This window comes from Streptomyces sp. NPDC056231 (genome assembly GCF_048270745.1).
Classification (GTDB): domain Bacteria; phylum Actinomycetota; class Actinomycetes; order Streptomycetales; family Streptomycetaceae; genus Streptomyces.
In genome coordinates, this window is sequence record NZ_JBLVKW010000006.1 from 123,035 (window position 1) to 145,544 (window position 22,510).

18 protein-coding genes, 1 tRNA gene and 4 pseudogenes are annotated in these 22,510 nt (G+C 67.9%); 5 read left to right on the forward strand and 18 right to left on the reverse strand.

All coding sequences use genetic code 11. The features are described from left to right. Positions 1–44: 44 nt before the first annotated feature. Positions 45–929, reverse strand: coding sequence for a helix-turn-helix domain-containing protein (locus ACNPQM_RS07985; protein ID WP_418083445.1), 885 nt, complete (start codon positions 927–929; stop codon positions 45–47). Positions 930–1,057: 128 nt separating this feature from the next. Between ACNPQM_RS07985 and ACNPQM_RS07990 the strand changes: the two genes are divergently transcribed. Both ACNPQM_RS07990 and ACNPQM_RS07995 read left to right on the forward strand, forming a co-directional pair. Then, positions 1,058–1,420, forward strand: coding sequence for a VOC family protein (locus tag ACNPQM_RS07990; protein ID WP_418083446.1), 363 nt, complete (start codon positions 1,058–1,060; stop codon positions 1,418–1,420). A 27-nt stretch (positions 1,421–1,447) separates the two neighbouring features. After that, on the forward strand, positions 1,448–1,867 hold the full coding sequence (locus ACNPQM_RS07995; protein WP_358856984.1) for an SRPBCC family protein: 420 nt from the start codon (positions 1,448–1,450) through the stop codon (positions 1,865–1,867). A 351-nt stretch (positions 1,868–2,218) separates the two neighbouring features. Here the strand turns inward: ACNPQM_RS07995 and ACNPQM_RS08000 are convergent. The 8 genes and pseudogenes from ACNPQM_RS08000 to ACNPQM_RS08035 all read right to left on the reverse strand — a co-directional run. Then, positions 2,219–2,811 (reverse strand): annotated as a pseudogene (locus ACNPQM_RS08000) (DUF5994 family protein). Positions 2,812–3,035: 224 nt separating this feature from the next. After that, positions 3,036–3,458 carry a YjbQ family protein gene (locus tag ACNPQM_RS08005; RefSeq protein ID WP_418083447.1) on the reverse strand — a complete coding sequence of 141 codons (423 nt, stop codon included), beginning with the start codon at positions 3,456–3,458 and terminating at the stop codon, positions 3,036–3,038. A gap of 265 nt (positions 3,459–3,723) precedes the next feature. Continuing rightward, on the reverse strand, positions 3,724–3,996 hold the full coding sequence (locus ACNPQM_RS08010; protein WP_329840475.1) for a hypothetical protein: 273 nt from the start codon (positions 3,994–3,996) through the stop codon (positions 3,724–3,726). Between the two features lie 110 nt (positions 3,997–4,106). Then, positions 4,107–4,379: a hypothetical protein gene (locus ACNPQM_RS08015; protein ID WP_418083448.1), complete on the reverse strand. Its 273-nt coding sequence runs from the start codon at positions 4,377–4,379 to the stop codon at positions 4,107–4,109. Positions 4,380–4,987: 608 nt separating this feature from the next. After that, a pseudogene (locus tag ACNPQM_RS08020) lies at positions 4,988–5,275 on the reverse strand (DDE-type integrase/transposase/recombinase); the annotation flags it as partial. Then, positions 5,173–5,613 (reverse strand): IS3 family transposase, encoded by a 441-nt coding sequence (locus ACNPQM_RS08025; RefSeq protein ID WP_418083449.1) that lies wholly within the window; start codon positions 5,611–5,613, stop codon positions 5,173–5,175. The pseudogene ACNPQM_RS08020 and the gene ACNPQM_RS08025, both read right to left, overlap by 103 nt. Before the next feature lie 387 nt (positions 5,614–6,000). Next, complete coding sequence (locus ACNPQM_RS08030; RefSeq protein ID WP_418083450.1) at positions 6,001–7,026, reverse strand: tetratricopeptide repeat protein; 1,026 nt, start codon at positions 7,024–7,026, stop codon at positions 6,001–6,003. 270 nt (positions 7,027–7,296) lie between these two features. After that, positions 7,297–8,112 (reverse strand): annotated as a pseudogene (locus tag ACNPQM_RS08035) (mobilization protein); the annotation flags it as partial. On the opposite strand from ACNPQM_RS08035, the pseudogene ACNPQM_RS08040 reads away from it, so the two are divergent. Further along, positions 8,093–8,857: pseudogene (locus ACNPQM_RS08040) on the forward strand (tyrosine-type recombinase/integrase); the annotation flags it as partial. The pseudogenes ACNPQM_RS08035 and ACNPQM_RS08040 sit on opposite strands and share 20 nt — an antisense overlap. Before the next feature lie 61 nt (positions 8,858–8,918). On the opposite strand, the gene ACNPQM_RS08045 reads toward ACNPQM_RS08040, so the two are convergent. The 4 genes from ACNPQM_RS08045 to ACNPQM_RS08060 form a co-directional block, all read right to left on the reverse strand. Next, complete coding sequence (locus ACNPQM_RS08045; RefSeq protein ID WP_418083451.1) at positions 8,919–9,227, reverse strand: STAS domain-containing protein; 309 nt, start codon at positions 9,225–9,227, stop codon at positions 8,919–8,921. 261 nt (positions 9,228–9,488) lie between these two features. Continuing rightward, positions 9,489–10,730: a PP2C family protein-serine/threonine phosphatase gene (locus tag ACNPQM_RS08050; protein WP_418083452.1), complete on the reverse strand. Its 1,242-nt coding sequence runs from the start codon at positions 10,728–10,730 to the stop codon at positions 9,489–9,491. A gap of 671 nt (positions 10,731–11,401) precedes the next feature. Beyond that, positions 11,402–11,644, reverse strand: a complete 243-nt coding sequence (locus tag ACNPQM_RS08055; protein WP_418083453.1) for a hypothetical protein — start codon at positions 11,642–11,644, stop codon at positions 11,402–11,404. A 329-nt stretch (positions 11,645–11,973) separates the two neighbouring features. Further along, positions 11,974–12,047: transfer RNA gene (locus tag ACNPQM_RS08060), tRNA-Gly, on the reverse strand. Between the two features lie 493 nt (positions 12,048–12,540). On the opposite strand from ACNPQM_RS08060, the gene dcd reads away from it, so the two are divergent. Together dcd and ACNPQM_RS08070 are read left to right on the forward strand one after the other, a co-directional pair. After that, complete coding sequence (gene dcd / locus ACNPQM_RS08065; RefSeq protein WP_037695496.1) at positions 12,541–13,116, forward strand: dCTP deaminase; 576 nt, start codon at positions 12,541–12,543, stop codon at positions 13,114–13,116. Between the two features lie 9 nt (positions 13,117–13,125). Then, entirely contained in the window at positions 13,126–13,635 is a 510-nt protein-coding gene (locus tag ACNPQM_RS08070) for a phosphoribosyltransferase (protein ID WP_358856996.1), read from the forward strand. 73 nt (positions 13,636–13,708) lie between these two features. On the opposite strand, the gene ACNPQM_RS08075 is transcribed toward ACNPQM_RS08070, so the two are convergent. The 5 genes from ACNPQM_RS08075 to ACNPQM_RS08095 form a co-directional block, all read right to left on the reverse strand. After that, on the reverse strand, positions 13,709–16,600 hold the full coding sequence (locus tag ACNPQM_RS08075; RefSeq protein WP_418083454.1) for a cation-translocating P-type ATPase: 2,892 nt from the start codon (positions 16,598–16,600) through the stop codon (positions 13,709–13,711). A 53-nt stretch (positions 16,601–16,653) separates the two neighbouring features. After that, a complete protein-coding gene (locus tag ACNPQM_RS08080; protein WP_418083455.1) occupies positions 16,654–17,682 on the reverse strand; it encodes a polyphosphate kinase 2 family protein in 1,029 nt (342 codons plus the stop codon). 464 nt (positions 17,683–18,146) lie between these two features. After that, positions 18,147–19,040, reverse strand: a complete 894-nt coding sequence (locus ACNPQM_RS08085; RefSeq protein WP_418083456.1) for a Yip1 family protein — start codon at positions 19,038–19,040, stop codon at positions 18,147–18,149. Positions 19,041–19,282: 242 nt separating this feature from the next. Then, positions 19,283–21,550 carry a (Fe-S)-binding protein gene (locus tag ACNPQM_RS08090; protein ID WP_418083457.1) on the reverse strand — a complete coding sequence of 756 codons (2,268 nt, stop codon included), beginning with the start codon at positions 21,548–21,550 and terminating at the stop codon, positions 19,283–19,285. Positions 21,551–21,632: 82 nt separating this feature from the next. Further along, positions 21,633–22,196 carry a sugar transferase gene (locus tag ACNPQM_RS08095; RefSeq protein WP_418083458.1) on the reverse strand — a complete coding sequence of 188 codons (564 nt, stop codon included), beginning with the start codon at positions 22,194–22,196 and terminating at the stop codon, positions 21,633–21,635. Positions 22,197–22,510 lie beyond the last annotated feature (314 nt).

Sequence of the window (22,510 nt, forward strand, 5' to 3'; positions counted from 1 at the left end):
CTCTGACCAGGGCCTTCTCTCAAGAGCGGGTGACGAGAACGTCCCTACTGGCACGTAGTGGCACGTGCCGGACCCTGGTCGAGGGCCCGGTACCCGGCTATGTCCCCCTCAAGGTGCCCCGGAACGAGGAGCCGCCGCAGTGCCGTCGGTGTGTGACCGAGGTAGTGGCGCATGGTCCGGGTGAGGTGGGCCTGGTCGGAGAAGCCCAGGTCGGCGGCGAGGGTGGCGAGGCTTTCCTCGCCCGCGTCCAGACGGTCCAGGGCGCGGCCGACCCGGACCCGGTTGCGGTAGCGGGTCAGGGAGACTCCCAGCACGCGGGTGAAGGCGCGGCTCAGACGGTAGGGCGAGACGCCGAGGAGCTCCGCGAGCGGCAACAGTCCCTCGGAGGCGGGGTGGGCCTCGCCGATCGCCTGCCGGGCCGCAGCGACGAGCGTCCCCTCGTCCCGGCCGGGGCGCACGCCGGACGGGACGGCTCCGTCAACGGCCTGTCCGACGGTGGCGGAGAGCAGCCCGAGGAGTTCCTCGGTCACCGCGTGGTCCACGTCGCCGGTACGGGCGGACGCGAGGACGCGGCGGTGGGCCAGGTCGAGGCGGGCGTCCACGTACACGCTCTGCCGAGCCGGGCGGGCGTCCTCACCGGCCACGGCCCGCCAGAGCGTGGGCGTCAGGCTGATCGAGGTGCACTCGTCGCCCCCGGCGGCCGGATGCGCGAAACGCTCCTCCTCACCCGGCACGCCGAGATAGGCCGTCGTCGGGTCGACCTCGGCCGGGGCGCCGGCCACCTGCCTGCGGAACCGGCCGCGCCGCACGAGCACCACCCGGTAGTCCTCGCGCACCTCCGTCTGTGACCAGCGGGTGTGGTCGTCCCGGCAGCTCGCCGCGGTGATGCGGAAGTCGGGCCGGGTGGCGAGGACGGTGGTGGTGAGCACTCTTGGACGCTACGCCGGGGGTCTGACATCGGCCCCGCCGCAAGGATCTTCAAGACCGGGATGGGACGTGGCAAGCAAGCTGAGCGGCGTCGCACGTCATCCCGTACCGCGCTCAAGGAGTCGCCGTCATGTCCGTTCTCGCGCAGATCAGCACCGTAGCCATCGATTGTGGTGACCCGGTCCGGCTCGCCGAGTTCTACAGCAAGGTCACCGGCTGGGAGATCACCGACAGCGGCGAGGACTACGCCTCCCTGGCCGGCGGGGAGCAGCCCGGCCTGGCGTTCGTACGCATCGAGGGCTACCAGGCCCCGGGCTGGCCCGCCGATGCCAGCCACACCCACCTCGACTTCACGGTCACCGACCTGGAGGAGGCGGCGGGCCGGATCCTCGCTCTCGGAGCGTCGAGGCCCGAGTTCCAGCCCGGCAAGGATCAGTGGGTCGTCCTTACCGATCCCGAGGGGCATCCGTTCTGCCTCATCGCCAGCGCCTGACACATCCCCCGACAGGAGTAAGGGCACATGGCTCACATCCACAAGGAATTCCTGATCGACAACTCCCCGGAAAACGTCTGGGAGGCCCTGCGCGAGGTCGGAGCCGTGCACCAGCGCCTGGTGCCGGGCTTCGTCACGGACACCCGCATGGAGGCGGACACCAGGATCGTGACCTTCGCGAACGGTGTGGTCGTGCACGAGCTGATCGTCGACATCGACGATGCGGCCCGCCGGGTGGCCTATGCGGTGGTCGGCGGCTCGATGGCGCCGAAGCACCATCACGCCTCGATGCAGGTCCTGGCCGACACCGAAGGGCGCAGCCGTTTCGTCTGGACGACCGACGTGACGCCGGATGAACTCGCCGTCCCCATCGACGAGATGGCCGAGCAAGGCGCGCGCATCATGCGGGAGACGCTGAAGGCCACCCCGGCTCCGACGGGCAGGTAGGAACCTCGGGGCAGGTGGTGCAGAGGTGGTGCAAGACGCTTAGGCAGGTCTAGACAATAACGAAGGCCCTGGTCTCTGACCAGGGCCTTCGTTCAAGAGCGGGTGACGAGAATCGAACTCGCGCTCTGAGCTTGGGAATCACTGGCGCTCAGCCCCCATAAACCGCTCTGAACTGTAGGAATGCCCTTGAGGGGGCGCCATCCGGGGGCGCCTCAGTACCGCTATTGACCGGTGCTGACCGCTCTGAAGGGCACGGATGGGGCATGAGTACCGAAGGTGGCTGTTGGCCCGGGGCATTCTTCCGGCGCGGGACGGGAATCGACGCCGCGCTCTCGAAGGTTTCCACGATACTCAGATACCTTCCACCGCATCTGGTACCTGAGCAACGATTGCTTGGGCGGGGGAACGTGATGTCGGCAGTCTTGCTCCATGGCCGCCTTCGGAATCCCAGACCGAAACCAGGGACAGCTCCATCTCCTCCGCGATCCGGCGTTGCTCCGCTTCCTCCATCAGGGCGCTCGCGGTGAGGGTGCCCAGCGGATAGGCGGCCTCCGTCATGAGCCGGGCGGCTGTGGCGGGGATGGTCTCCGGTGGAATCACCAGCAGGTCCCAACGGCCGGTGTTGTATAGGAGAGCAGCAGCAGCTTGTGGGGATCTTGCTCGGCCTTGAACCAGCCGACACCCACCACATGCCCGTCGACGGGCACCTTCCGTGGGATGACCGGCCAGAACGTGGGGTTTACCGTGACGTGGGTGATCCGCCCCCACAGCGGGTCGAGGACCGCCGTCAGTGCGGGAAGTTCTGCCGTGAGGTCACGGGAGCGGGGCCACCACGCACCGTCGAGCAGAGCCGGAGCGGTACCGGCCGGCGCCAGCATGAGTCGGAGGGGCAGCGAAGAGGTCCGGCCTTCGACCGCATGCGTATACCGAATGGTCGTGGTCATGGCGCGGACCCTGCCCCGGGCCGATCGCAACCCGGTGTCGTGAATCGCCGAAAGCGACACGAGCACGGAGACTGGTGTACGAAGTGCTCTCGGTAGTTCCAGCTTACTCGCGGTAAGACCCGCCGGACCGATACGGAGCCTCCCGTGCGGGAAACTGGACGGTCTCGTACGGCACCGGCTGCCAGCAGGGGACTGTCAGCCGCAGGGCCGCGTGGGTCGTGTGGTCAGCTGAGGAAAGACAGCCGGACTTGGCGTTCGGGGCTGTCCCGGTCGGTGTTCACCAGTACGACGGACTGCGAGGTCCCCAGCTCCAGCTCACCGTCGACTACGGGCAATGTGGCGTGTGGTGGGACCAGAGCCGGGAGCATGTGGGCCCTGCCGTGGCCAGGACTGCCGTGGCGGTCTTGCCAGCGGTCGTCCGCGGGAAGAATGTCGCGGAGGGCCGCCAACAGGTCATCGTCACTGCCCGCGCCGGTCTCGATGACGGCCAGGCCGGACGTCGCGTGGAGGGTGAAGATGTTCAGCAGTCCGTTTCGCCCGTGAGCGACCTCTCGGAGGAACGCGGAGCATGCGTTCGTGAGGTCGTGCAGGGTCTCCGTGGAGCTGGTTGTGATGTTGATCGTGCGGGTGGTGAAGGTGCCAGCCATGGTTCACCGATACCCATTGCGGAGCCCGAGCACTGACGGCCGGATGGGTTGTTCCTCCGGGACTCCGCCGGTAAAGGGACGCGCTCCCGTACCTGGACAGGTCCTCATGCCGTCTCATCCGAGTCCCGCAAGCGAGACCTGGACCGCGACTTCCTCGCCTGCCCGGCCCCAGACGCATCCCTTTGCGTCCAGCGCCCAGCCCCCGGCACCTGGAGTACCTGGCACCGCGTAGTCCGGGCAGCTCGGACCTCGCCCGGGCTCCGCGTCAACCGTGCTCTTCCTCTTCAGACTCCATACGTCGAATGCCTTGGTGCGTCAGCGTGATCATGAGCGGCGTATTGCCCGCGGCCCAGTCGACCGTGATCAGGCCCTCGCCGACCAGATAGGTGCAGGCGGCCGCCAGATCCTCTTGGGGGATCGCGAGTTCCTGGAGCAGCTTCGCCCCGGTGATCCCCAGCAGGCGGTTGCCTTCAGTGGCCTCGTACAGAGCCCGCATGATCTTCTCGCGGTACGCCTTCCGGTCGGCTAGCGATGCCATGACTGCCACCTCTGGGGGAAAAGGCACCGTGCTTATCGCGGCGGAGGGGTGCCGGGATGCCCGGCGAGGAGCCGACTCTGTCGCAGCTGCTTATCTGAGGCCCGGCTCCCTCAGACCTCGTCCGGATGCGCGCGGTCACGCGCGGCTGACTTGCTGGTCACCAGCCACGGCGGGGCCGTCGCATTGGGCTCGGGCGTGTGCGTGGTGTCCACAGTGATGTGGAGCCGGGTCCCGCCATCGTGGCCGGCGGGGTAGCTGCGCTGTTCGGTGGCAGGGAAGCAGTGCCGCAGAACTTCTGTGACGCGGCGGGCGGCCTCGGGGGATGCGGCGACGATACGGACCTCGGCCATCCCTGCCGAAGGCATCGGTTCTACAGGTCTCATGCCAGCCTCTTTGCCAGGCGGGTGAGGTGCCCACGGGGTGAGGCGAAGGGCCACACCTACCGCCGCCAGTCATGGAACGGTTGGCGTCCTCACCGCCCTTATCGTGCTGTCCGCGGCGAGTTGCCGATGGACAGAGGGATGAACCGGCCGGACCCACCGCCGGTCTTCCTGCTCCGGCGAGGCATTGCTGCTGTGAAAGCTTGCGTTCCTCTCGCTTTCACCGAGAGGGATACCGGCAAGCGGTGGGAGCGCTCGAAATATCCCGATGGGTTCACCGTACTCCGGCCGACGGTCCACCGAACCCACACGAGACCAGGCGTTCGTGGGGGCGGCCCGTGCCCTATCGCCCTCGGCGGTCGGGGCGTGAGAAGAGGTCCTCCAGCGCTGCGGGGGGTGTCGGTGAGGCACTCGGGTACACCACCCCTGCCAACGCTGACCACGACCGCCGCGTCGGACCGCGCGCCGACGGTACAGACGACCGCGCCGAGGGTCGTGAGCGCGTCGCTGAGCTCAGTGATGATCACGTTGCTGACCTCGGCATCACCGGCCGGCAACCGGCCATACCGGCACTGAAGGCGAGGCGGGCCGAGCGGGGGCGGCCGCCCCGCTCACTGGGTGACTGCGGTGAGCAAGTCGGCTCCCGGAAGCTCTGCAGGCGCGGTGGTGATGTTGGTGAGGGGCTCTCGCGAAGCCGACAAGGCGTTGCGCATATCGGCGGCATGCTCCCAGCGGCGTGCTGCTCGATGCTGCTCATGGTGTTCGGCCATCGCGTACCCGATCACCTCGCGCGTCGTCAGGTCGATGACGGTCGCGAGATACCACCAGCCCTCGATCGTCGGCAGATAGGTGATGTCGCCGACGAGCTTCTTGCCCGGCCGGGTGGCGGTGAAGTCGCGCGGTGGACCAGGTCCGGGGCCGGTGCGGCCTTGGTGTCCTGCTGCGTCAGGTGGCGGCGCCTGCGGCGGGTGACGCCGCGGATGTCGCGCTCGCGCATGATCCGCTCGACCTTCTTCCGGTTGATCGCATAGCCCTTGCGCCGCAGCGCGGCGTGCACGCGCGGGGCACCGTAGGCACCCCGTGAGGAGGCGTGGATCTCGCGGATCTCCTCGGTCAACTCGTCCTTCGCCAGCTGCCGTTCGGCCGCCGCCGGCCAGGAGTAGTAGGTGGAGCGGTTGATCCCCGTGGCGCGGCACAGCAGGGCCACGCTGTAGCCGCGCCGGGGTTGCGGGAACATTCCCGCTTGACCCCCCTTGTTGACCGCTGTCTACCGCCCCTACTGGCACGCTGTGGCACGCCCTCTCGTGGGGACCCCGAAAGAGGCGGCCTTCTCTCCTACCTGGCTGTGGCGTGGTGGGGCCCACCTTCAGCAACGAGGGCCATCCTGTCGGTGGCCACCGGGCCGTGATCTATTCCAGCGCACGGTTGAACACTCCATTGGGGACATCCGTAACGGAGGTGAGATGCAGCGCCTCCGATCTCACCCCAGGACCGCCGTCTGCCAAAGCGCCACGGGGAGCTCCGAGGGCCTCATGCTCGGCCGTCTCACCGGAGCCCTGCTTGGGCCGCTGGGAGGCATGGCCGAAGGGGTGCAACCGCCGAGAGTGACGCCACTGGGAGAGGGTCAGCCTGCAGCGCGTGCCGCCCGCTCACGCAATTCCTGGGCTTCTGGAACTCCGCTGTATCGGCGGAGATGTACGCGCATGTCCTGGAGAGCGGCTTGGACCTTCACCGAGCGGATGCCATCGGCGCAGTCGAGGAAGTCGCGCCAGGTGGCCATGGCGCCGTCGATGTCGCCTTGTCGTAGGCGGACGCCGCCGAGGTCGGCGAGGACGATGGCGCGGGTGCGGCGGCGGTCGAGACCGTGGATGTCGAGGGCGAGGTGGAGGTGTTCCTTGGCGGCGTCGAGGTCGCCGAGGCGGGAGAGGATCATGCCGGATTCGTGTGCCCAGCGGCCGGGGGAGTAATGCGCTGCCCAGGAGTCGCCGCCTGCGGCTGTCGGCTTGGCGATGGCGGTCTCGGACATGGCGAGGTGCTTGGTGGCCATACGGCGGTCGTCGTCCTGGGCGGCGGCGTTGGCGAGGGTGGCCTCGTAGTAGGCGACGGCGCGTGGGTTGTCGAGGTGGCGGCCGTATTCGACGCAGGCTTCGCCGAGCTGGACTGCCTCGGCTCGGTAGCCCAGATCGACGCACTGCACGGCCAGCCCCCGCAGTGCGGTCGCCGAAAGCTCCGGATCGCCGGCCTCGGCGGCCAGGCGGAACGAGTGTGCGTAGTAACGCTGGGCGAGTCCGCGCAGTTCGGGGGTGTCGCCCTCGTCCTGGGCCATCCAGCCGGCGAGGTGGACGAGCTGGGAGGTCGCGGCGAACAGCTCGTGGCCAGTGGCCTCGGTGAAGCGGCCCTCCAGCCAGGGGGCTACGTCCTGGGTGAGGTAGCGGACGGCCAGGTGGCGGGCGCGGCCGCCGCCGAGTTCGGAGGCTGAATCGCCGAGGGCCTTCACCATGTGGCGCACGGCCGCCACCTCGCCCTGGCCGACGCGGACAGCTCCGGGAGGGGCGGTCTTGGTCCGGCGGGTGATGCTGTCCATGTCGGGCAGACCGAGCGCGGACAGGGCGTATCCACTGGACGCGAGGATGAACTCCCGACGTTCCACGTCGCTCCTTCCCAGGTGTAGGACTGATGCAACGGCGGTTCTGCCAGGCTCATCACTTCCTCGACTCCGTCAGCATCGAGTCGCTGCACGACTTCGACTCGACGGCCGAACTCGCCCGGATGCTCGGGCCCCACCTCACCATCGCCTACCTGGACGCCTCCGCGATCACGCGCACCCGGCGCGGGAACGCCGGTGCCCAAGACGTTGCCGACAGAGACGTCGTCAAAAGTGCCCGGGATGCAGACAAGATCGTCTCCATCGCCCAAGAGGTCGTCTGCAACGACGGGCCGCGCGCAGGGCGCGGGCGTGGTGGTGTCCGGCCTGGATGCGGGAGCGGGTGGCGCGCTCGAACGTGATGGCGGCCTGGCGGAGTTGGGGTTGGATCTCCTTCGGAGCGAGGCGGGGTAGGGCGTCGAGGGCTTCGCCGAAGGCGGCGAGGTGTGCCTGGGCGGCTGCGTCGTCGCTGTGGTCGAGGTGGTGGGGGATGCGTTCGGCGGCTGCGGTGGCCTGGTGCCACGGGTTGGGCCTGCTGTGACCGCTCGGCTGCGGTTCGGTGGCGGTCAGCCGCTCGCGGATCTGGGGGAAGGACAAGTCGGGGGCGAGCTTGGAGCCGGAGAACCAGACGGGTTCGCCAGCGGCGTTGGTATCGCCTGCGACGGCGATCTTGTAGCCGCGTATGTCGCCGGAGGGGAAGCGCTGGATCTCGATCAGTACGCCGACGGTGCCGGAGAGGATACCGAGGAACTCCTCGGGGCTGGTGGCGACCGAGATCGCGGTGCGGACGGTGACGCGCAGACGTTCGCGCGCCGTCGTCTGGTGGCCGGTGCGGTGGGCTTTCTCCTGTTCGGCACGGGTGGGCCGCTTGGCGGCGGTTCGGTCACCGCGCAGGACTTGGCGCAGGCCGTAGTCCTTCTCGATGGCGGCGAGTTCGTTGTCGGCGCGTAGGTAGTCGTTCCAGTTTCGGGGTGGGCGGAGGTCGCCTCGGACCTTGGTGGCGACGATGTGGATGTGGTCGTCGGCGTGGCGGACGGCGACCCAGCGGCAGGCGTCGGGGTCGTCGGCCACGACTGGCGCCACGACAGTCGCGAAGTCCTACCGCTTGCTCAAGGCCATCATGGAGACGGCGACCGACGACGAGCTGATCCGCCGCAACCCCTGCCGGATCAGGGGCGCCGGCAGCGAGAAGGCCAAGGAACGCCCGACGGCCACCGTCGAACAGGTCGACGCTCTCGCTGATGCCATGGGGCCGAGGTGGCGGCTGATGGTGTACTTCGGTGCCTACGGGCCGATGCGCCCGGAGGAACAGGCGGCTCTGCGACGGCCCGATGGCACGCTCGAACCCCTCACGGTGAAGATCAGTGACGCAGCACCGGAGCTGACCACCGGCCGCCGCGTCGAAGGCGACACGAAGTCGACCGCCGGTAGGCGCACCGTCTTCCTCCCGGCCTTCCTGCACATCGAGGTGAAGCGCCACCTGGACTGGTACGTCGAGAAGGAGCCCAACGGGCTCCTGTTCGTCGGCGAGAAGGGTGCGCCCTTCCGGCGGTCCACGTTCGGCCGCAAGTGGCGCAGGGCACGGGCCAAGGTCGGCCTGTCGGAGGACTTCCGCTTCTACGACCTCCGCCACACCGGACACACCTTGTCCACCCAGTCCGGCGCCACGCTCAAGGACACGATGGTCCGCGCCGGCCAGTCCTCGGAGAGGGCCGCGATGATCTACCAGCACTCCGACGACGAACGTCAGCAGGAGGTCGCCGGAGGCATCGACGCGAAGGTTCGCGACGCTCGCCAGAAGGCGGCGGCCAAGCCGTCGATGGCGCGCGAAGCCTGAGAAGACCGACGGGGCGGTGCGGCAGCAAGTTGCACCGCCCCCGCGCTGACCTATGCGGGGCTCAGACGAGGCCGCTGCTTCTGCGGCTCCTGACGGTGGTGAACAGCCGGAGCGTTCCGGTCAGGAGGAAGCGCTGACGCAGTTCGTGTGGGATGGGGCCGGCCAGGACGAGCCGGTGGTGGCTGTAGCGGGCGGCGAGTAGTTCGTGCAGGAACGAGGAGTCCCCGAAGCAGACTTGGGAGATGTCCAGGATGCTCTGCCGACTGCCCTCATGCCGGGCATCGGCGAGTGCCTCACGCAGACGGGGCACCGTCTCCAGGTCGAATCGCTGGCCGGCTGTGAGGAGGAGGGGCGGTGTACGTCCCCGCATCCATTATCCGCCGAGGGGGCGTCCTGGCTTTATGCGCGAGAGTGGGCTCTGGCTCAACTTCTGCGAAGTTGGCACGCTGAGTCACGAATGTCCGTCTGGGATGAGTCCACAGCGCAGACAAGCAAAAGTGGCGTCCGGAGGTTCAACAGTTCCGGCGGTGACGGCTGCCTTCGCCCTCCGGGCCGAGGGCGCCTTGGCGAACGGCAGATGGGCCGCGGGGGCTTCGGCTCCGTCGGCTCCGTAGCGGCGATGGCAGTCGGCTCAATCGAGGGTGGCGAGATGATCGGCGTCGCCGCCGCGCCACTCGATGAGGAAGATGGTCGCGTCGTCGCTGGTGATGTCGCCTCGTTCCTGTTTCAGAGCGTGGGAGAGCGCGCGCACCACCGGCCGCACCGCGGTGTGGTCACGGAGGATCCGGTTGGTGCACTCGATGAGTTGCGCCTCACCGAACTGTTCCCCGCCGGCTTGGTGCTCCTCGATCAGGCCGTCGGTGAAGCACAGCAACCGGTCCCCGGGTTGCAGCATCCGCTCGCTGACTTCCGGCTGGTCACCGCCGAAGCCGACCGGCAATGTGGTTGGGCTCTCCAGCCTGTCCACCACGGCGCGGTCACGGATCAGCAGCGGTGCCGGGTGCCCGGCGTTGACCCATTGCAGCCAGCCTGTGGCGATGTTCAGACACATCATCTGTGCGGTGACAAAGTGGTCGGGGCCGAACTGCTCATTGATGGCCTTGTCCATGAACGCGTACACGTGGGACAGATCGGTGTTGGCCCTTCGCGTGTGGCGATAGGCGCCGATGGCTACCGTCGCCATGGTCGCCGCGTCCAGGCCGTGGCCCATCGCGTCGATCATGGCCACATGAAGGATGTCGCCGTTGAGGGCGTAGTCGAAACTGTCGCCGGCCACGTCGTACGCGGGCTCCAGGATTCCGGCCACCTCAACCTGCGGAACAGTCATCGACAGCGGGGGCAGCAACGACCACTGGATCTCCGCGGCCACGCTCATCGGGGCGCTGCGTCGGGCCTGGAAGAACAGGTCGGTGTAGGCGTCCTTGGTGACGATCATGTCGGCGACCAAACCGGCGAGTCTGCGCAGCAACCGTCGGTCGTCGTCATCGACGCTGTCCAGGGTGACGGCCATCGCCCCGACCTGGTCACTGCCGTCCAGCAGTGGCAGATACATCCGCACGGTGCCGTCCTGCGGTACCTCTACCGTTTTGCGGCTCAGGAACGCCTTGCCGGCGGGTGAGCCCTCGACCGGTTCGGGGTCACCGACCGTCAGCCGCCTGCCCGGCAGCGGCACCAGCAGCATTTGTTCGTAGTCCTGCAAGAGGATCGAGAGGTCCCGGCCACCGACCCTGGCCACCTCTTCCGCAACGAGCGGGGCGATCAACTGCGGCGGCATCTCGTGAGTCCGGTCCAGCAGCACACCCAGCAACCGCTCACCAAACCCCTCCGACCGGTCCACCCCGAACTTGCTCGGCTTTCGCCTGCCTTCGGACATCGGTGCTTGCATCCCTTCGTGTCGCGGCATGGGAATTCAGTGGGCGGTCGGTTGTGTGGAGCCGGTACGAAGCGGTGCCATCCTGGATGGGGAGCAGCTTCTCCGTCCCTCTAGGCGCCGACGCCTTCAGCACCCCAGCCACATATTCCGGCTCACGGTGCCCCCGACCCGACGCACACCCCGACATACTCGGATTCAGCGGGCAGTCAACGGCGATCCGCTCGAAAGAACGTTCACACGCCCCATACGCACAGGGCTCCTCGCACGACAGTGATCAACCCGTACAGCCTGACACCGCCAACCGGCCCAACGAGTCGATTACGCCAGAGGCGGCATGTCCCACCCGGTCAGAACAGTTGGCATGCATAGTCCCCTGCTCAAACGGGGCCTCCTCCCGCGACCTGACTGCGGTCGGCCGGTACCGGGGTTCGCGGTGTCGGCGCCGGATAGCTGCGGTGCCGACGACGGCGCCCCGGCCCGAAGGGCGCCGGTGTCCGCGGTGTGGCCGATGAGCATGATGACCTCCGACCAGGGGAGTCATGAGCATGCATCTGGCATGGGCAGGGGTCGGTGTCCCCAGATACCGCCTCCGGCAAGTCTCCGCCCAGACGCGGCAGGTGTCTCGTGCAGGCCCCCCGCCGTCGCTGACTGCGCGGGGCACCCGCAGTTTCTCAGCCTCCCAGGGCGTGGTTGATCACGCTGCCGTTGCTGCAGTTGTTGGTGTGGTCACCGACCCAATCACCGATACCAGGCACGGCGGCGACTTCCTGCAGGCACGCTACGGACTCGGTGAAGTTCCAGTTGTTGGCGGCGTTGACGCCGCTGCCGAAGTCGCGGTCGTTGTCGGCGTGCGCCGGGGCCGCCATGCCGACGATCGCGAGCGGCAGGGCAGCGAGCATGATGATCTTCTTCATGTCCCGGAGCAACGAGCGCCACCACCACAGGATGCGCCGCTTCTCGCGGACTCACTCGCCGAGCGGTCGATTGTGGGCCGCGCCCAGCGGGGCCCATTCGACGGCGGTTTTGTAGGAGCGAATTCGCGCGACGTGACTGGCGTGTGTCGCAGGTCACGTGAAATGGGTCTCGTGATTTGAGAAGGCCCGGCGGGCAGGTGGTGCAAGTGGTGCGTCGCGCGCCCTCCGAGCAGGGAACTCCGGCGAGTTGGGGCACGCCGAGGGCACGGAGAGGTCGAAGAGGTCTAGACAACAAACAAGGCCCAGGTCACTGACCTGGGCCTTCGTCATGGAGCGGGTGACGAGAATCGAACTCGCGCTCTGAGCTTGGGAAGCTCATGTTCTACCATTAAACTACACCCGCGTAGCGCGCTGAATGATCAGCGATGCATCGTCCCACACTCTACCCCATGGCAGGCCCCCGGTGTACGAACCGGGGGCCTTTGCGTCATGCCTCAGCGGTGGATGCGGTTGCTGCGGGCGGGAGTTGAGGGCGTAGCGTACGCCGTCGGAGTGCCGCCTGGAGTGGCGTCCTGTTCATCCCCTAATGTGGCGTTCTCGTCCAAGGGTTGTTGGGGAAAGGGCTTGATGGACTCCATGGAGCGCACCGTCGTCCGCTGTGCCGAAGGGCACATTTTCGCTACCGCTTCGTTCCCGATGCAGCAGCTCGGGGCCGGTCGGATCGGTCCCGGGCGGCTTATCCGTTGTCCGCGATGTGCCCGGTTGCGACAGGCAGTTCCGGTGGAGTTCGAGCGGCGGTAGAAGCCGGCGGCAGGAGCTGCGGCAGGCGATCATGACGGAGCGCGCGGGACAGTCCGGTTGGGGCGGTCTCGCGCGTTCTGCGTATCCTCGGGGGCGTGCTTCTCTCAGACAAGGACATCCGGGCCGAGATCGACGCCGGGCGGGTCCGCATTGATCCGTACGACCCGTCGATGGTGCAGCCATCGAGCATCGACGTGCGGCTCGACCGCTACTTCCGGGTGTTCGAGAACCACCGTTATCCGCATATCGACCCAGCCGTCGAGCAGGCGGACCTGACGCGCACGGTCGAGCCGGACGGGGACGAGGCGTTCATCCTCCACCCCGGCGAGTTCGTGCTTGCCTCGACGTACGAGGTCATTTCGCTGCCCGACGATCTTGCGTCGCGGCTGGAGGGCAAGAGTTCGCTCGGGCGGCTCGGGCTCGTGACGCATTCGACGGCCGGGTTCATCGATCCCGGGTTCTCCGGGCATGTGACGCTGGAGCTGTCGAATCTTGCGACGCTGCCGATAAAGCTGTGGCCGGGCATGAAGATCGGCCAGCTGTGCATGTTCCGGCTGAGTTCGCCGTCGGAGTTCCCGTACGGCTCCGAGCGGTACGGTTCGCGCTACCAGGGGCAGCGCGGGCCGACAGCTTCGCGTTCGTTCATGAATTTCCACCGAACCCAGGTGTGAGGCCGGACCATGACTGACGCACGAGAGAATCTGACGTACGACGGGTTCGGCCATGCCGTGCGTGAGCTGGCGCAGGCCGTGGCCGACGATGGCTACGAGCCGGATGTGGTGCTGAGCATCGCGCGGGGCGGGGTCTTCGTCGCCGGCGGTCTGGCGTATGCGCTGGACTGCAAGAACATTCATCTGGTGAATGTCGAGTTCTATACCGGCGTGGGCACCACGTTGGAAATGCCGGTGATGCTGGCGCCCGTTCCCAACGCCATCGATTTCTCGAACAAGAAGGTCCTGATCGCCGACGACGTGGCGGACACCGGCAAGACGCTGAAGCTGGTGCGCGACTTCTGTATCGAGCACGTCGCCGAGGTGCGCAGCGCGGTCATCTACGAGAAGCCGCACTCGCTCGTGAAGTGTGAGTACGTGTGGAAGAGGACCGATCGCTGGATCAATTTCCCGTGGAGCGTCCTGCCTCCGGTGCGTAAGCCGGGCGAGCCCGTCACGCCGTCCAGGGAAGCACTGTAACTGCCGCGGCGGCGGTCAGCTCCTCGTGAGCGCTCGGCGCAGGGTGTAACCCGGTGAACCCTCTGGGTGGCTGTTACGTGCCGGATGCCTGATCGTCCGGAGCGTTCGCGGCCCGCTCACGCACGGCCCGAGGACCGGTGCCGACACCCTGGCCCCGCTCCGGCCGCCCGGCTGCCGGCCGCACGGCAACCGAAGCGTCCTGGCCAGAGATCCCGTCGGCCGGGTGCTTGTCGCCGTCACCGTTCCCGGTGACCCCCGACCGGCGAGCGAGGAACTTGCCCAGTTCCCACAGGACCAGGAGCGCGACCGCGGCCAGCAGTGCCCAGCCGAACTGCAGCGCGTTGATCTCGGTCGTCCCGAGGATGCGGCGGAAGCCGTCCAGCTGGGTCACCAGCACCGCGAGCACGAACTGGGCCAGTGCCACCCAGTTCATCTGCTTGCTGTCGAAGGTGGACGTCCTCAGCACCGAGTCCGTCTCGCTGCGGCATTCGAAGGCGGCCACGATCAGACAGAGCGCGAAGGCGGTGAACGCGATCGACTGACCGGTCTCGACGCTGTCGAAGTGGGCCACGCCGAGCTTGATCAGTCCGAGCAGGACGACAGTGATCGCCAGTCCGCCGAGCCCGACCGTGACCAGTACGGGCCGGGTGAGCACCGATTCCCCGCGCGGACGCGGCCTGCGACGCATGAGTCCGGGGCTCTCCTGGTCGAAGCCGAGCGCGAAGCCGAAGGACGCGTTGACGACGAAGTGGATCCACAGGACCTGCGGCGGCGTGAAGGGTTCGCCGGCGGCGATGTTGAAGACGGTGGCCCCGAGGAACGTCAGGACGAAGGTGACGAGCAGCAGGAGCACGAACCGGATGTACTTGGTGAGATTGTCGTAGATCTTCCGGCCCTGCTCCACGGCGAAGACGATGGTGGCGAAGTTGTCGTCGGAGAGGATCATGCGTCCGGCGCTCTTCGCCACGTCCGTGCCGCTGCCCATGGCGATACCGATGTCGGCGGCCTTGATGGCGGGTGCGTCGTTGACGCCGTCCCCGGTCATCGCCACGACATCACCCTGCTTCTTCAGCGTGTTGGCGAGCAGTACCTTGTGCTCCGGCGCGACCCGCCCCACCACGCCGATGCCGTCGATGCGGGCGAGCTGCTCGTCCTCGGTCATGGCGGCGAACTCGGCGCCGAGGACGGCCTCGCCAGGGATGCCGAGCTGCCGGGCGATCGCCGCCCCGGTGGTGACGTCGTCGCCGGTCACCATGCGGACCCGGATGTTCGCCGCCTGGGCGTCGGCCACAGCGGCCCTGGACTCCGCACGGGGAGGATCGACCATGCCGACGAGACTGGTCATCCGCAGCTCGGTGACGTACGCGAGCAGGTCGCCGTCCGGATCGAAGCCGTCCGGGTCCAGATCGCGGGTGGCCGCGGCCATCACCCGGCGCCCCTCGCCGCCCATGCGTTCGGTCCGCGCCTCGGCGTGCCGGAGCAGTTCGGCGTCCCAGGGGATGGTCCTGCCCGCCGCGAGTGCGGTGCTGGCCCGCGCCATCACCGCCGGGGCCGCGCCCTTGACGAAGCATCGGACCACCTGCCGCCCAGTGGCGTCGACCGCCGAGTTGAAGGTGGCCATCAGCTTGTAGCCGGGGTCGAACGGCAGCGTGGCGAGCCGGGGAAGGCCGTCTCTCGTGGCGTCGATGTCCAGCCCTGCCTTGTGCGCGAGCACCAGCAGCGCGCCCTCGGTGGGATCGCCCACCACTTGGCCGTCCACCAGCTTCGCGTCGCAGGCCACCACGTACGGCAGGATCGCGTCCTCGATGCCCACGGAGGAACCCGCGCCATGGTGGATCTTCCCCTCGAGTCCGTAGCCCGTGCCCGAGACGGTGTACCGGTCGGTGGGACTCACCACTTCGACGACGGTCATCTGGTTCATCGTCAGGGTGCCGGTCTTGTCCGAGTTGATCGCCGAGGTGAACGCCAGGGTCTCGACCGAGGGCAGTTCCTTCACGATGGCGTTCCGCCTGGCCAGGCTGAGGCTGCCGACGGACAGAATCGCCTGGGTCACGGTCGGCAGGGCTTCGGGGATGGCGGCGATGGCCAGCGAGACCGCGCTGACGAACAGCACGTCCCAGGCCTCTCCCCGCTCACGGCCCAGGGCGAACATCACGATCATGGTCAGGCCCGCTGCCCCCGTGATCCACAGCGTGAGGGTGTTGAGTTCCTTGGTGAGCGGCGGCTCCTCCCTCTCGGTGGCCGACAGCATCCCGGAGATCCTGCCGAGCTCGGTGCCGGCGCCGGTCGCGGTGACGACGAGTACGCCGCTCCCGTGGGTGACCGGGGTGTTCATGAACGCCATGTCGGTCTGGTCACCCGGTCCCGGCAGGCCGGCCGGCAGCGTGCCGGAGTTCTTCGCGGCGGGAACGCTCTCGCCGGTGAGCGCCGACTCGTCGATCTGCAGGGCGTTGGCCTCGATGATGCGCCCGTCCGCCGGCACCTGGTCGCCTGCGGCGATGAGCACGATGTCGCCGACGACGAGCCGTTCGGCGGGGATCTCCGACTCCGTCCCGTCCCTGCGCACCCGGGCCGTCGCCTTCATCATCGACTTCAGCGCGTTCATCGCGCTCTCGGCCTTGCCCTCCTGGCGCAGGCCCACGACCGCGTTGAGCAGCGTCAGCACGAACAGCAGGATCGCGGTGCTCCACTCCCTGATGAGCAGCGAGACGACCGCCGCGGCCACGAGGACGAGCTGCATGTAGCTGCGGTACTGCCTGAGGAACCGGAGCCAGGCCGGAGTCCGCTTCTCCTCGGGCAGTGCGTTCGGGCCGTGAACGGCGACGAGTTCGGCGGCCCGTGCCGCGGAGAGACCGACCTCCGGATCCACCCCGAGCGCCGCCAGGACCTCCTCGGGAGAACGCGCGTACCAGCCGTCCTCCGATGCCCTGGGCCGCTCTCCCCCGGCGTCTGACTGCACCGTCATCGTTGTGCCTCCGATGTGGTCCGGCCTGGCAGGCGGGACTTTCGAAACACGCCCTAGCCGCGCTTCTTCTTGGTCGGCCGCCCGGTGCCGGACGCGCGCCCGTCGGCCGCCGGGGTGTCGTTTCCGTCCGCGGCCCGGTCAGCCGTCGGATGCCGGGAGGCGTACGGGTCGGCCGGGGCCCCCGCAGGGGCCTCGTGCTCCAGCTCCCTCTTGGCCGCGAGCAGATCCTTCCGGGCCTGCTTCCCCACTTCGGGGTACTGGGGATCGATGTCCATCAGGGTGTGCGCGAGCACCGCCGCCGCGCATATCCGCGCGAACCACTTCCGGTCCGCCGGCACGACGTACCAGGGCGCCCACTTCGTACTCGTCGCCGACAGCATCTCGGAGAACGCGTGCTGGTAGTCGTCCCACCTGCGCCGCTCCCTGACGTCGGCCGCGGAGAACTTCCAGTTCCTCTCCGGCAGGTCGATCCGCTTCATGAAGCGGATGCGCTGCTCCTCCTTGGAGAGGTTCAGGAAGATCTTCACCACCTTGAACCCGTTGTCCGTGAGGTAGCGCTCCCAGTTGTTGATCTCCCGGTAGCGGCGGTCCCATAGCCCCGGCCCACCGGCTTCGTCCGGCAGCTTCTGCCGGACGAGGTTCTCGGGGTGCACCCGCACGACGAGGACCTCCTCGTAGTGCGAGCGGTTGAAGATGCCGATCTCTCCGCGCCCGGGCAGCCGACAGGCGTAACGCCACAGGTAGTCGTGGTCGAGTTCCTCGGTGGAGGGCACCTTGAAACTGCTGACCCGCACGCCCTGGGGGTTGACTCCGCTCATGACGTGGCGGATCGTCCCGTCCTTGCCCCCGGCGTCGAGCGCCTGGAGACAGAGCAGTACGCCGTACGTGTTCTGGGCGGCCAGCCGTTCCTGGTACTCCGCCAGCAGGGACACCCCGGTCCGCAGCAGCTCGATCCCGTCGCGCTTCCTCATGCCGGCCCTGTAGCGAGGATCGAAGTCCCGGCGCAGGTTCACCTTCGAGCCCGGTTTCACCCGCAGCGGCCCGATGAACTCCGCGATGCGTTCGGCTCTCTCGTCCGCCATCACCGATCAGCCCTTCTCTCCGGTCACGGTGAGCGCCGCGCGTCCCGGCCCTCGCCACCGTCGCGGACTGCTCCCCGCCGCCGGGGCCGGGAAGCAGCCGTTCACAGACCCTCCTTCGCCAGCGCTGTGCCGCGGTGGCTCAGGCGCCTGGTCGGTCGGCATGCCTGCCACCCCATGCGGGGCCCGCGGCCCAGGGGGCATCGGAGCGGCAGCGCGCTACGAAGAACCCGGAAAGGTACGAGGATTCTCGAGGCTTTCGTCCTCATAGGGTGCGCCGCACGTCGGCTCGTCGCACGCCGAGGGCGATGGGGTCGCATCTGCGTACCCTCGCCGGTTGATCGTCGTCACCGGCCACTCCGCGGGCAGGTTCTCGACGCCTGAGCCCGGTCAGGTCCGGTCCGTGACAGCAAAGGACCCCCGGTGCCATGTGCCGGGGGTCCCTGCATGGTCGTGGGGGGCGGTCGTCAGATCGTGCCCAGCTTGATGATCGACAGCAGCGCGATGAGCTGGATCGCGGACGCACCCAGCGCCTTCGGCCACGGCAGGTCGTGCGACTTGCTCACCATGGAGGTGAACAGTGCGGCCGCGGCCAGCCAGGTCATCCAGCCGAGCAGCTGGACCAGGGAGTTCTCGCCGCCGAGGAAGAGGGCGAAGATCAGTCGTGGGGCGTCCGTGATCGACATGATCAGCATGGAGAGGCCCACGGTCGGCTGCCAGGCGCCGTCGCCGCCGAGCTGGCGGGCGAGTGTGTGGGTGACCGCGCCGAGGACCAGACCGCCGATGACGAAGCCGACGCCCGTGAGGAGGACGTACGGGACGGCGGTGGATATCGTTGCGTGGATGGCGTCGTCGCGGGCCTGGTCGAAGCCGAAGAGCGCCAGCAGGCCGTAGAGGAACGTGACGATGAGGGCCGGGCCCCAGACGGCGTAGTCGCGCATCTGCCAGAACGTCGGTCCGGGGCGCAGCACGATGCCGCTCAGCAGCTGCTGCCAGTGCAGGCGGGGGCCGGCGGGCTGGGCGGGTGTCTGGCCGGCGTGGTAGGTGCTGCCGTTGCTGTACGGGTCCTCGTTGATGCTGAACGCCTGGGTGTGACCCGGGTTGTTGGCGTACGGGTCACCCTGGTGGGGCTGGTGGTACGGGTCGCCGAAGTATTCGGGTTCGCCGTGTGCGCCGCTGTAGCCCTGGTTCCCCCCGGGATGCCGGGCTCCGTACGGGGCGCCGTTGCCTCCCGCCGGCGGCCATGGCTGCTGTCCGTACGGCGGCGGTGGTGCCTGCCTGCCGTACGGCTGCTGCGGTTGTTGTTGCCCTTGTCGAGGGGTGCGGTTGTCCCGGCCGCGTCCGATCCTGAATCCAGCCACGTCATCGAACGTACCTGGTCCGCGTGTGTGCGGTGGGAGAGCCGGGGAACCCGGCCCCCTTTGCGGCCGAGCTGTGACATCCCCTAGGGGGACCCTGGGGGGCTGGCCGGTGGGCGCGGAACCCGGGTCTGCTGTACGGGAAACAGGACCGGTTCGGTGGCGGGCGCCGGTCCGCCCGACAGCAGAAGCGGCCGGTCCTGCCCCCGAGGCAGGTCCGACCGCTTCTGTACCGCTGAGACCGGCTACTTCACCGGCTCGGGCTCCGGAGCGTCTGCCGCCTCCGGCTCGCCGGCCGGGTCCGACGGGGTCTTCACCGAGTCCAGCAGCAGCTGCGAGACGTCGACCACCTGGACCGACTCCTTGGCCTGGCCGTCGTTCTTCTTGCCGTTGACCGAGTCGGTCAGCATGACGAGGCAGAACGGACAGGCGGTGGAGACGATGTCCGGGTTGAGGGAGAGGGCTTCCTCGACGCGCTCGTTGTTGATGCGCTTGCCGATCCGCTCCTCCATCCACATCCGGGCACCACCGGCGCCACAGCAGAAGCCGCGCTCCTTGTGACGGTGCATCTCCTCGTTCCGCAGACCCGGCACCTTCGCGATGATCTCGCGCGGGGGCGTGTAGATCTTGTTGTGACGGCCCAGGTAGCAGGGGTCGTGGTACGTGATCAGACCCTCGACCGGCGTCACCGGGATCAGCTTGCCCTCGTCGATGAGGTGCTGGAGCAACTGCGTGTGGTGGATGACCTCGTACTCGCCGCCGAGCTGCGGGTACTCGTTCGCGATGGTGTTGAAGCAGTGCGGGCAGGTCGCGACGATCTTCTTCGACGACTTCGGCTTCTTCGTCGCCTCATCGTCGTCGTCCTCACCGAACGCCATGTTCAGCATCGCGACGTTCTCCTGGCCGAGCTGCTGGAACAGCGGCTCGTTGCCCAGGCGGCGGGCCGAGTCACCCGTGCACTTCTCGTCGCCGCCCATGATCGCGAACTTCACGCCCGCGATGTGGAGCAGCTCCGCGAAAGCCTTGGTGGTCTTCTTGGCGCGGTCCTCGAGAGCGCCCGCGCAGCCGACCCAGTAGAGGTAGTCGATCTCCGACAGGTCCTCGACGTCCTTGCCGACGATCGGGACCTCGAAGTCGACTTCCTTCGTCCACTCGACGCGCTGCTTCTTGGCCAGCCCCCAGGGGTTGCCCTTCTTCTCCAGGTTCTTGAGCATCGTGCCCGCCTCGGACGGGAACGCGGACTCGATCATGACCTGGTAGCGGCGCATGTCGACGATGTGGTCGATGTGCTCGATGTCGACCGGGCACTGCTCCACGCACGCACCGCAGGTGGTGCAGGACCAGAGCACGTCCGGGTCGATGACGCCGTTCTCTTCGACGGTGCCGATCAGCGGCCGCTCGGCCTCCGCGAGAGCGGCCGCCGGTACGTCCTTCAGCTGCTCCTCGGTCGCCTTCTCGTTGCCCTCCATGTCCTTGCCGCCACCGGCGAGCAGGTACGGGGCCTTGGCGTGCGCGTGGTCGCGCAGCGACATGATCAGGAGCTTCGGCGAGAGCGGCTTGCCCGTGTTCCAGGCGGGGCACTGCGACTGGCAGCGACCGCACTCGGTGCACGTGGAGAAGTCGAGGATGCCCTTCCAGGAGAACTGCTCGACCTGGGAGACGCCGAAGACGTCGTCCTCGCCCGGGTCCTCGAAGTCGATCGGCTTGCCGCCGGAGGTCATGGGCTGCAGCGCGCCCAGCGCGCTCTCACCGGTCGCGTTGCGCTTGAACCAGATGTTCGGGAAGCCGAGGAAGCGGTGCCAGGCGACACCCATGTTGGTGTTCAGCGAGACCGTGATCATCCAGATCAGCGAGACGCTGATCTTGACCATCGCGGTGAAGTAGATGAGGTTCTGCAGCGTGGTGAGGCTCAGGCCCTTGAACGCGAGCACCAGCGGGTACGAGACGAAGTACGCCGCGTCATAGCTCTCGACATGGTGGATCGCGCCCTCGAGACCGCGCAGGGTCAGGATCGCCAGGCCGATGGTGAGGATGACGTACTCGACGAAGTACGCCTGCCAGGCCTTGGAGCCCGTGAAGCGCGACTTGCGGCCGGCCCGGGAGGGGAGCGAGAGCAGCCGGATCACCATCAGGACAGCGATGCCCACCGTCGTCATCAGGCCGATGAACTCGGTGTACATCTCGAACGGCAGGAATCCGCCGAGGACCGGGAGGGTGTAGTCGGCCCGGAAGAGCTGGCCGTATGCCTGGGCCAGCGTCGGCGGCAGCGTCAGGAAGCCGATGGCGACGAACCAGTGGGCGAAGCCGACGATGCCCCACCGGTTCATCCGGCTGTGGCCGAGGAACTCCCTGACCAGGGTGGTCGTTCGGGCCTTGGGGTTGTCCGTTCGGCTGCCCGCCGGTACCGGCTGTCCGAGCTTGACGAACCGGTAGATCTGCGCGAAGGCTCGGAAAAAGAGCGCAACGCCGACCACGGTCAGAACCAGCGACACGATGATCGCGGCGAGTTGCATTTGGGGGCTCCTCGGGCCTGCGAGGGTGGGATCCAGTGCGTACTAAGCAGTAACTTAATCAGTCTGTGCTGACACTATCCACTTATTCCGCCGCGCTGTAGCCGCGCCGCCGGTGATCTGTGTCGCTCAGGTGCGCCTTCCCGCGGTGGGTGAGCCCGCGGAGGGTGGCGCGGAGTGGCGTGTACACGGCTTCCGCGAGGATGGCCAGGTCGAGTCCCAGCCAGTGGTGCTCGGCGTAGTGCTGGTCGAGCAGGGTGGGTTCGTCCCAGGGCATTGTGGAGCGGGAGCGGACCTGGGCCAAGCCGGTGAGGCCGGGTCTCAGTTCCTGCCGCCAGTGCCGGGCGCCGGTCTCGTTCGGGGTGTCCGCCCGTTCGTGGTCAGGGGTGAGCGGTTCCGGTCCGACGAGCGAGAGATCTCCCCGTACGACGTGGGGCAGCCGGGACAGCGCGTCCAGGCGCAGCCGACGGGTACCCAGGGAGCGCAGGGCGAAGGGGTGGCCGGCCAGTCCGATCCGGGTGGAGCGGGTCAGTACGCAGCCCGGGGGGCGTCGTACGGCGAGGGTGAGGGCTGCGGCGGCGAGCAGGGGAGCGGTCAGGGCCAGCAGGGCTGAGCCGAGGACGAGATCCAGTGCGCGCTTGGCTGTCATGCGCGACCTCGGTCCGGGCCACGCGTGTGACCGCGTCCGCATCCGCGTGCGCATCCGCATCGTTCACACCTGCCTGGCTCGGACGGATCTAGTGCCTGTTTTGTGCTGCTCTCGCCATTTTGTAACAGAACGATCCCACGTGACGATGTTGGACCGGGTATGCGGCCCGCTCGGCGGCCCGGTGTCGTCCGATGAAGTGCAGGTGGCGTGGGATGTGTGCACGATAGTTGAGTCGACTCGACTCAGCTCTGTTGACTCCGAAGCTCCTCTCGTGCATCCTTGAGCCAGATCCACTCAAGTAGTCAGTTGGAGGA

What these genes read in the sequence shown, in the direction of transcription:
- ACNPQM_RS07990 (WP_418083446.1), top strand. Translation starts at nt 1,058, where the DNA reads ATGTCCGTTCTCGCGCAGATCAGCACCGTAGCCATCGATTGTGGTGAC.
- ACNPQM_RS07995 (WP_358856984.1), top strand. Translation starts at nt 1,448, where the DNA reads ATGGCTCACATCCACAAGGAATTCCTGATCGACAACTCCCCGGAAAAC.
- ACNPQM_RS08005 (WP_418083447.1), bottom strand. Translation starts at nt 3,458, where the DNA reads ATGGCTGGCACCTTCACCACCCGCACGATCAACATCACAACCAGCTCC.
- ACNPQM_RS08010 (WP_329840475.1), bottom strand. Translation starts at nt 3,996, where the DNA reads ATGGCATCGCTAGCCGACCGGAAGGCGTACCGCGAGAAGATCATGCGG.
- ACNPQM_RS08015 (WP_418083448.1), bottom strand. Translation starts at nt 4,379, where the DNA reads ATGAGACCTGTAGAACCGATGCCTTCGGCAGGGATGGCCGAGGTCCGT.
- ACNPQM_RS08025 (WP_418083449.1), bottom strand. Translation starts at nt 5,613, where the DNA reads ATGTTCCCGCAACCCCGGCGCGGCTACAGCGTGGCCCTGCTGTGCCGC.
- ACNPQM_RS08045 (WP_418083451.1), bottom strand. Translation starts at nt 9,227, where the DNA reads ATGCGGGGACGTACACCGCCCCTCCTCCTCACAGCCGGCCAGCGATTC.
- ACNPQM_RS08050 (WP_418083452.1), bottom strand. Translation starts at nt 10,730, where the DNA reads ATGTCCGAAGGCAGGCGAAAGCCGAGCAAGTTCGGGGTGGACCGGTCG.
- ACNPQM_RS08055 (WP_418083453.1), bottom strand. Translation starts at nt 11,644, where the DNA reads ATGAAGAAGATCATCATGCTCGCTGCCCTGCCGCTCGCGATCGTCGGC.
- ACNPQM_RS08070 (WP_358856996.1), top strand. Translation starts at nt 13,126, where the DNA reads ATGACTGACGCACGAGAGAATCTGACGTACGACGGGTTCGGCCATGCC.
- ACNPQM_RS08075 (WP_418083454.1), bottom strand. Translation starts at nt 16,600, where the DNA reads ATGACGGTGCAGTCAGACGCCGGGGGAGAGCGGCCCAGGGCATCGGAG.
- ACNPQM_RS08080 (WP_418083455.1), bottom strand. Translation starts at nt 17,682, where the DNA reads ATGGCGGACGAGAGAGCCGAACGCATCGCGGAGTTCATCGGGCCGCTG.
- ACNPQM_RS08090 (WP_418083457.1), bottom strand. Translation starts at nt 21,550, where the DNA reads ATGCAACTCGCCGCGATCATCGTGTCGCTGGTTCTGACCGTGGTCGGC.
- ACNPQM_RS08095 (WP_418083458.1), bottom strand. Translation starts at nt 22,196, where the DNA reads ATGACAGCCAAGCGCGCACTGGATCTCGTCCTCGGCTCAGCCCTGCTG.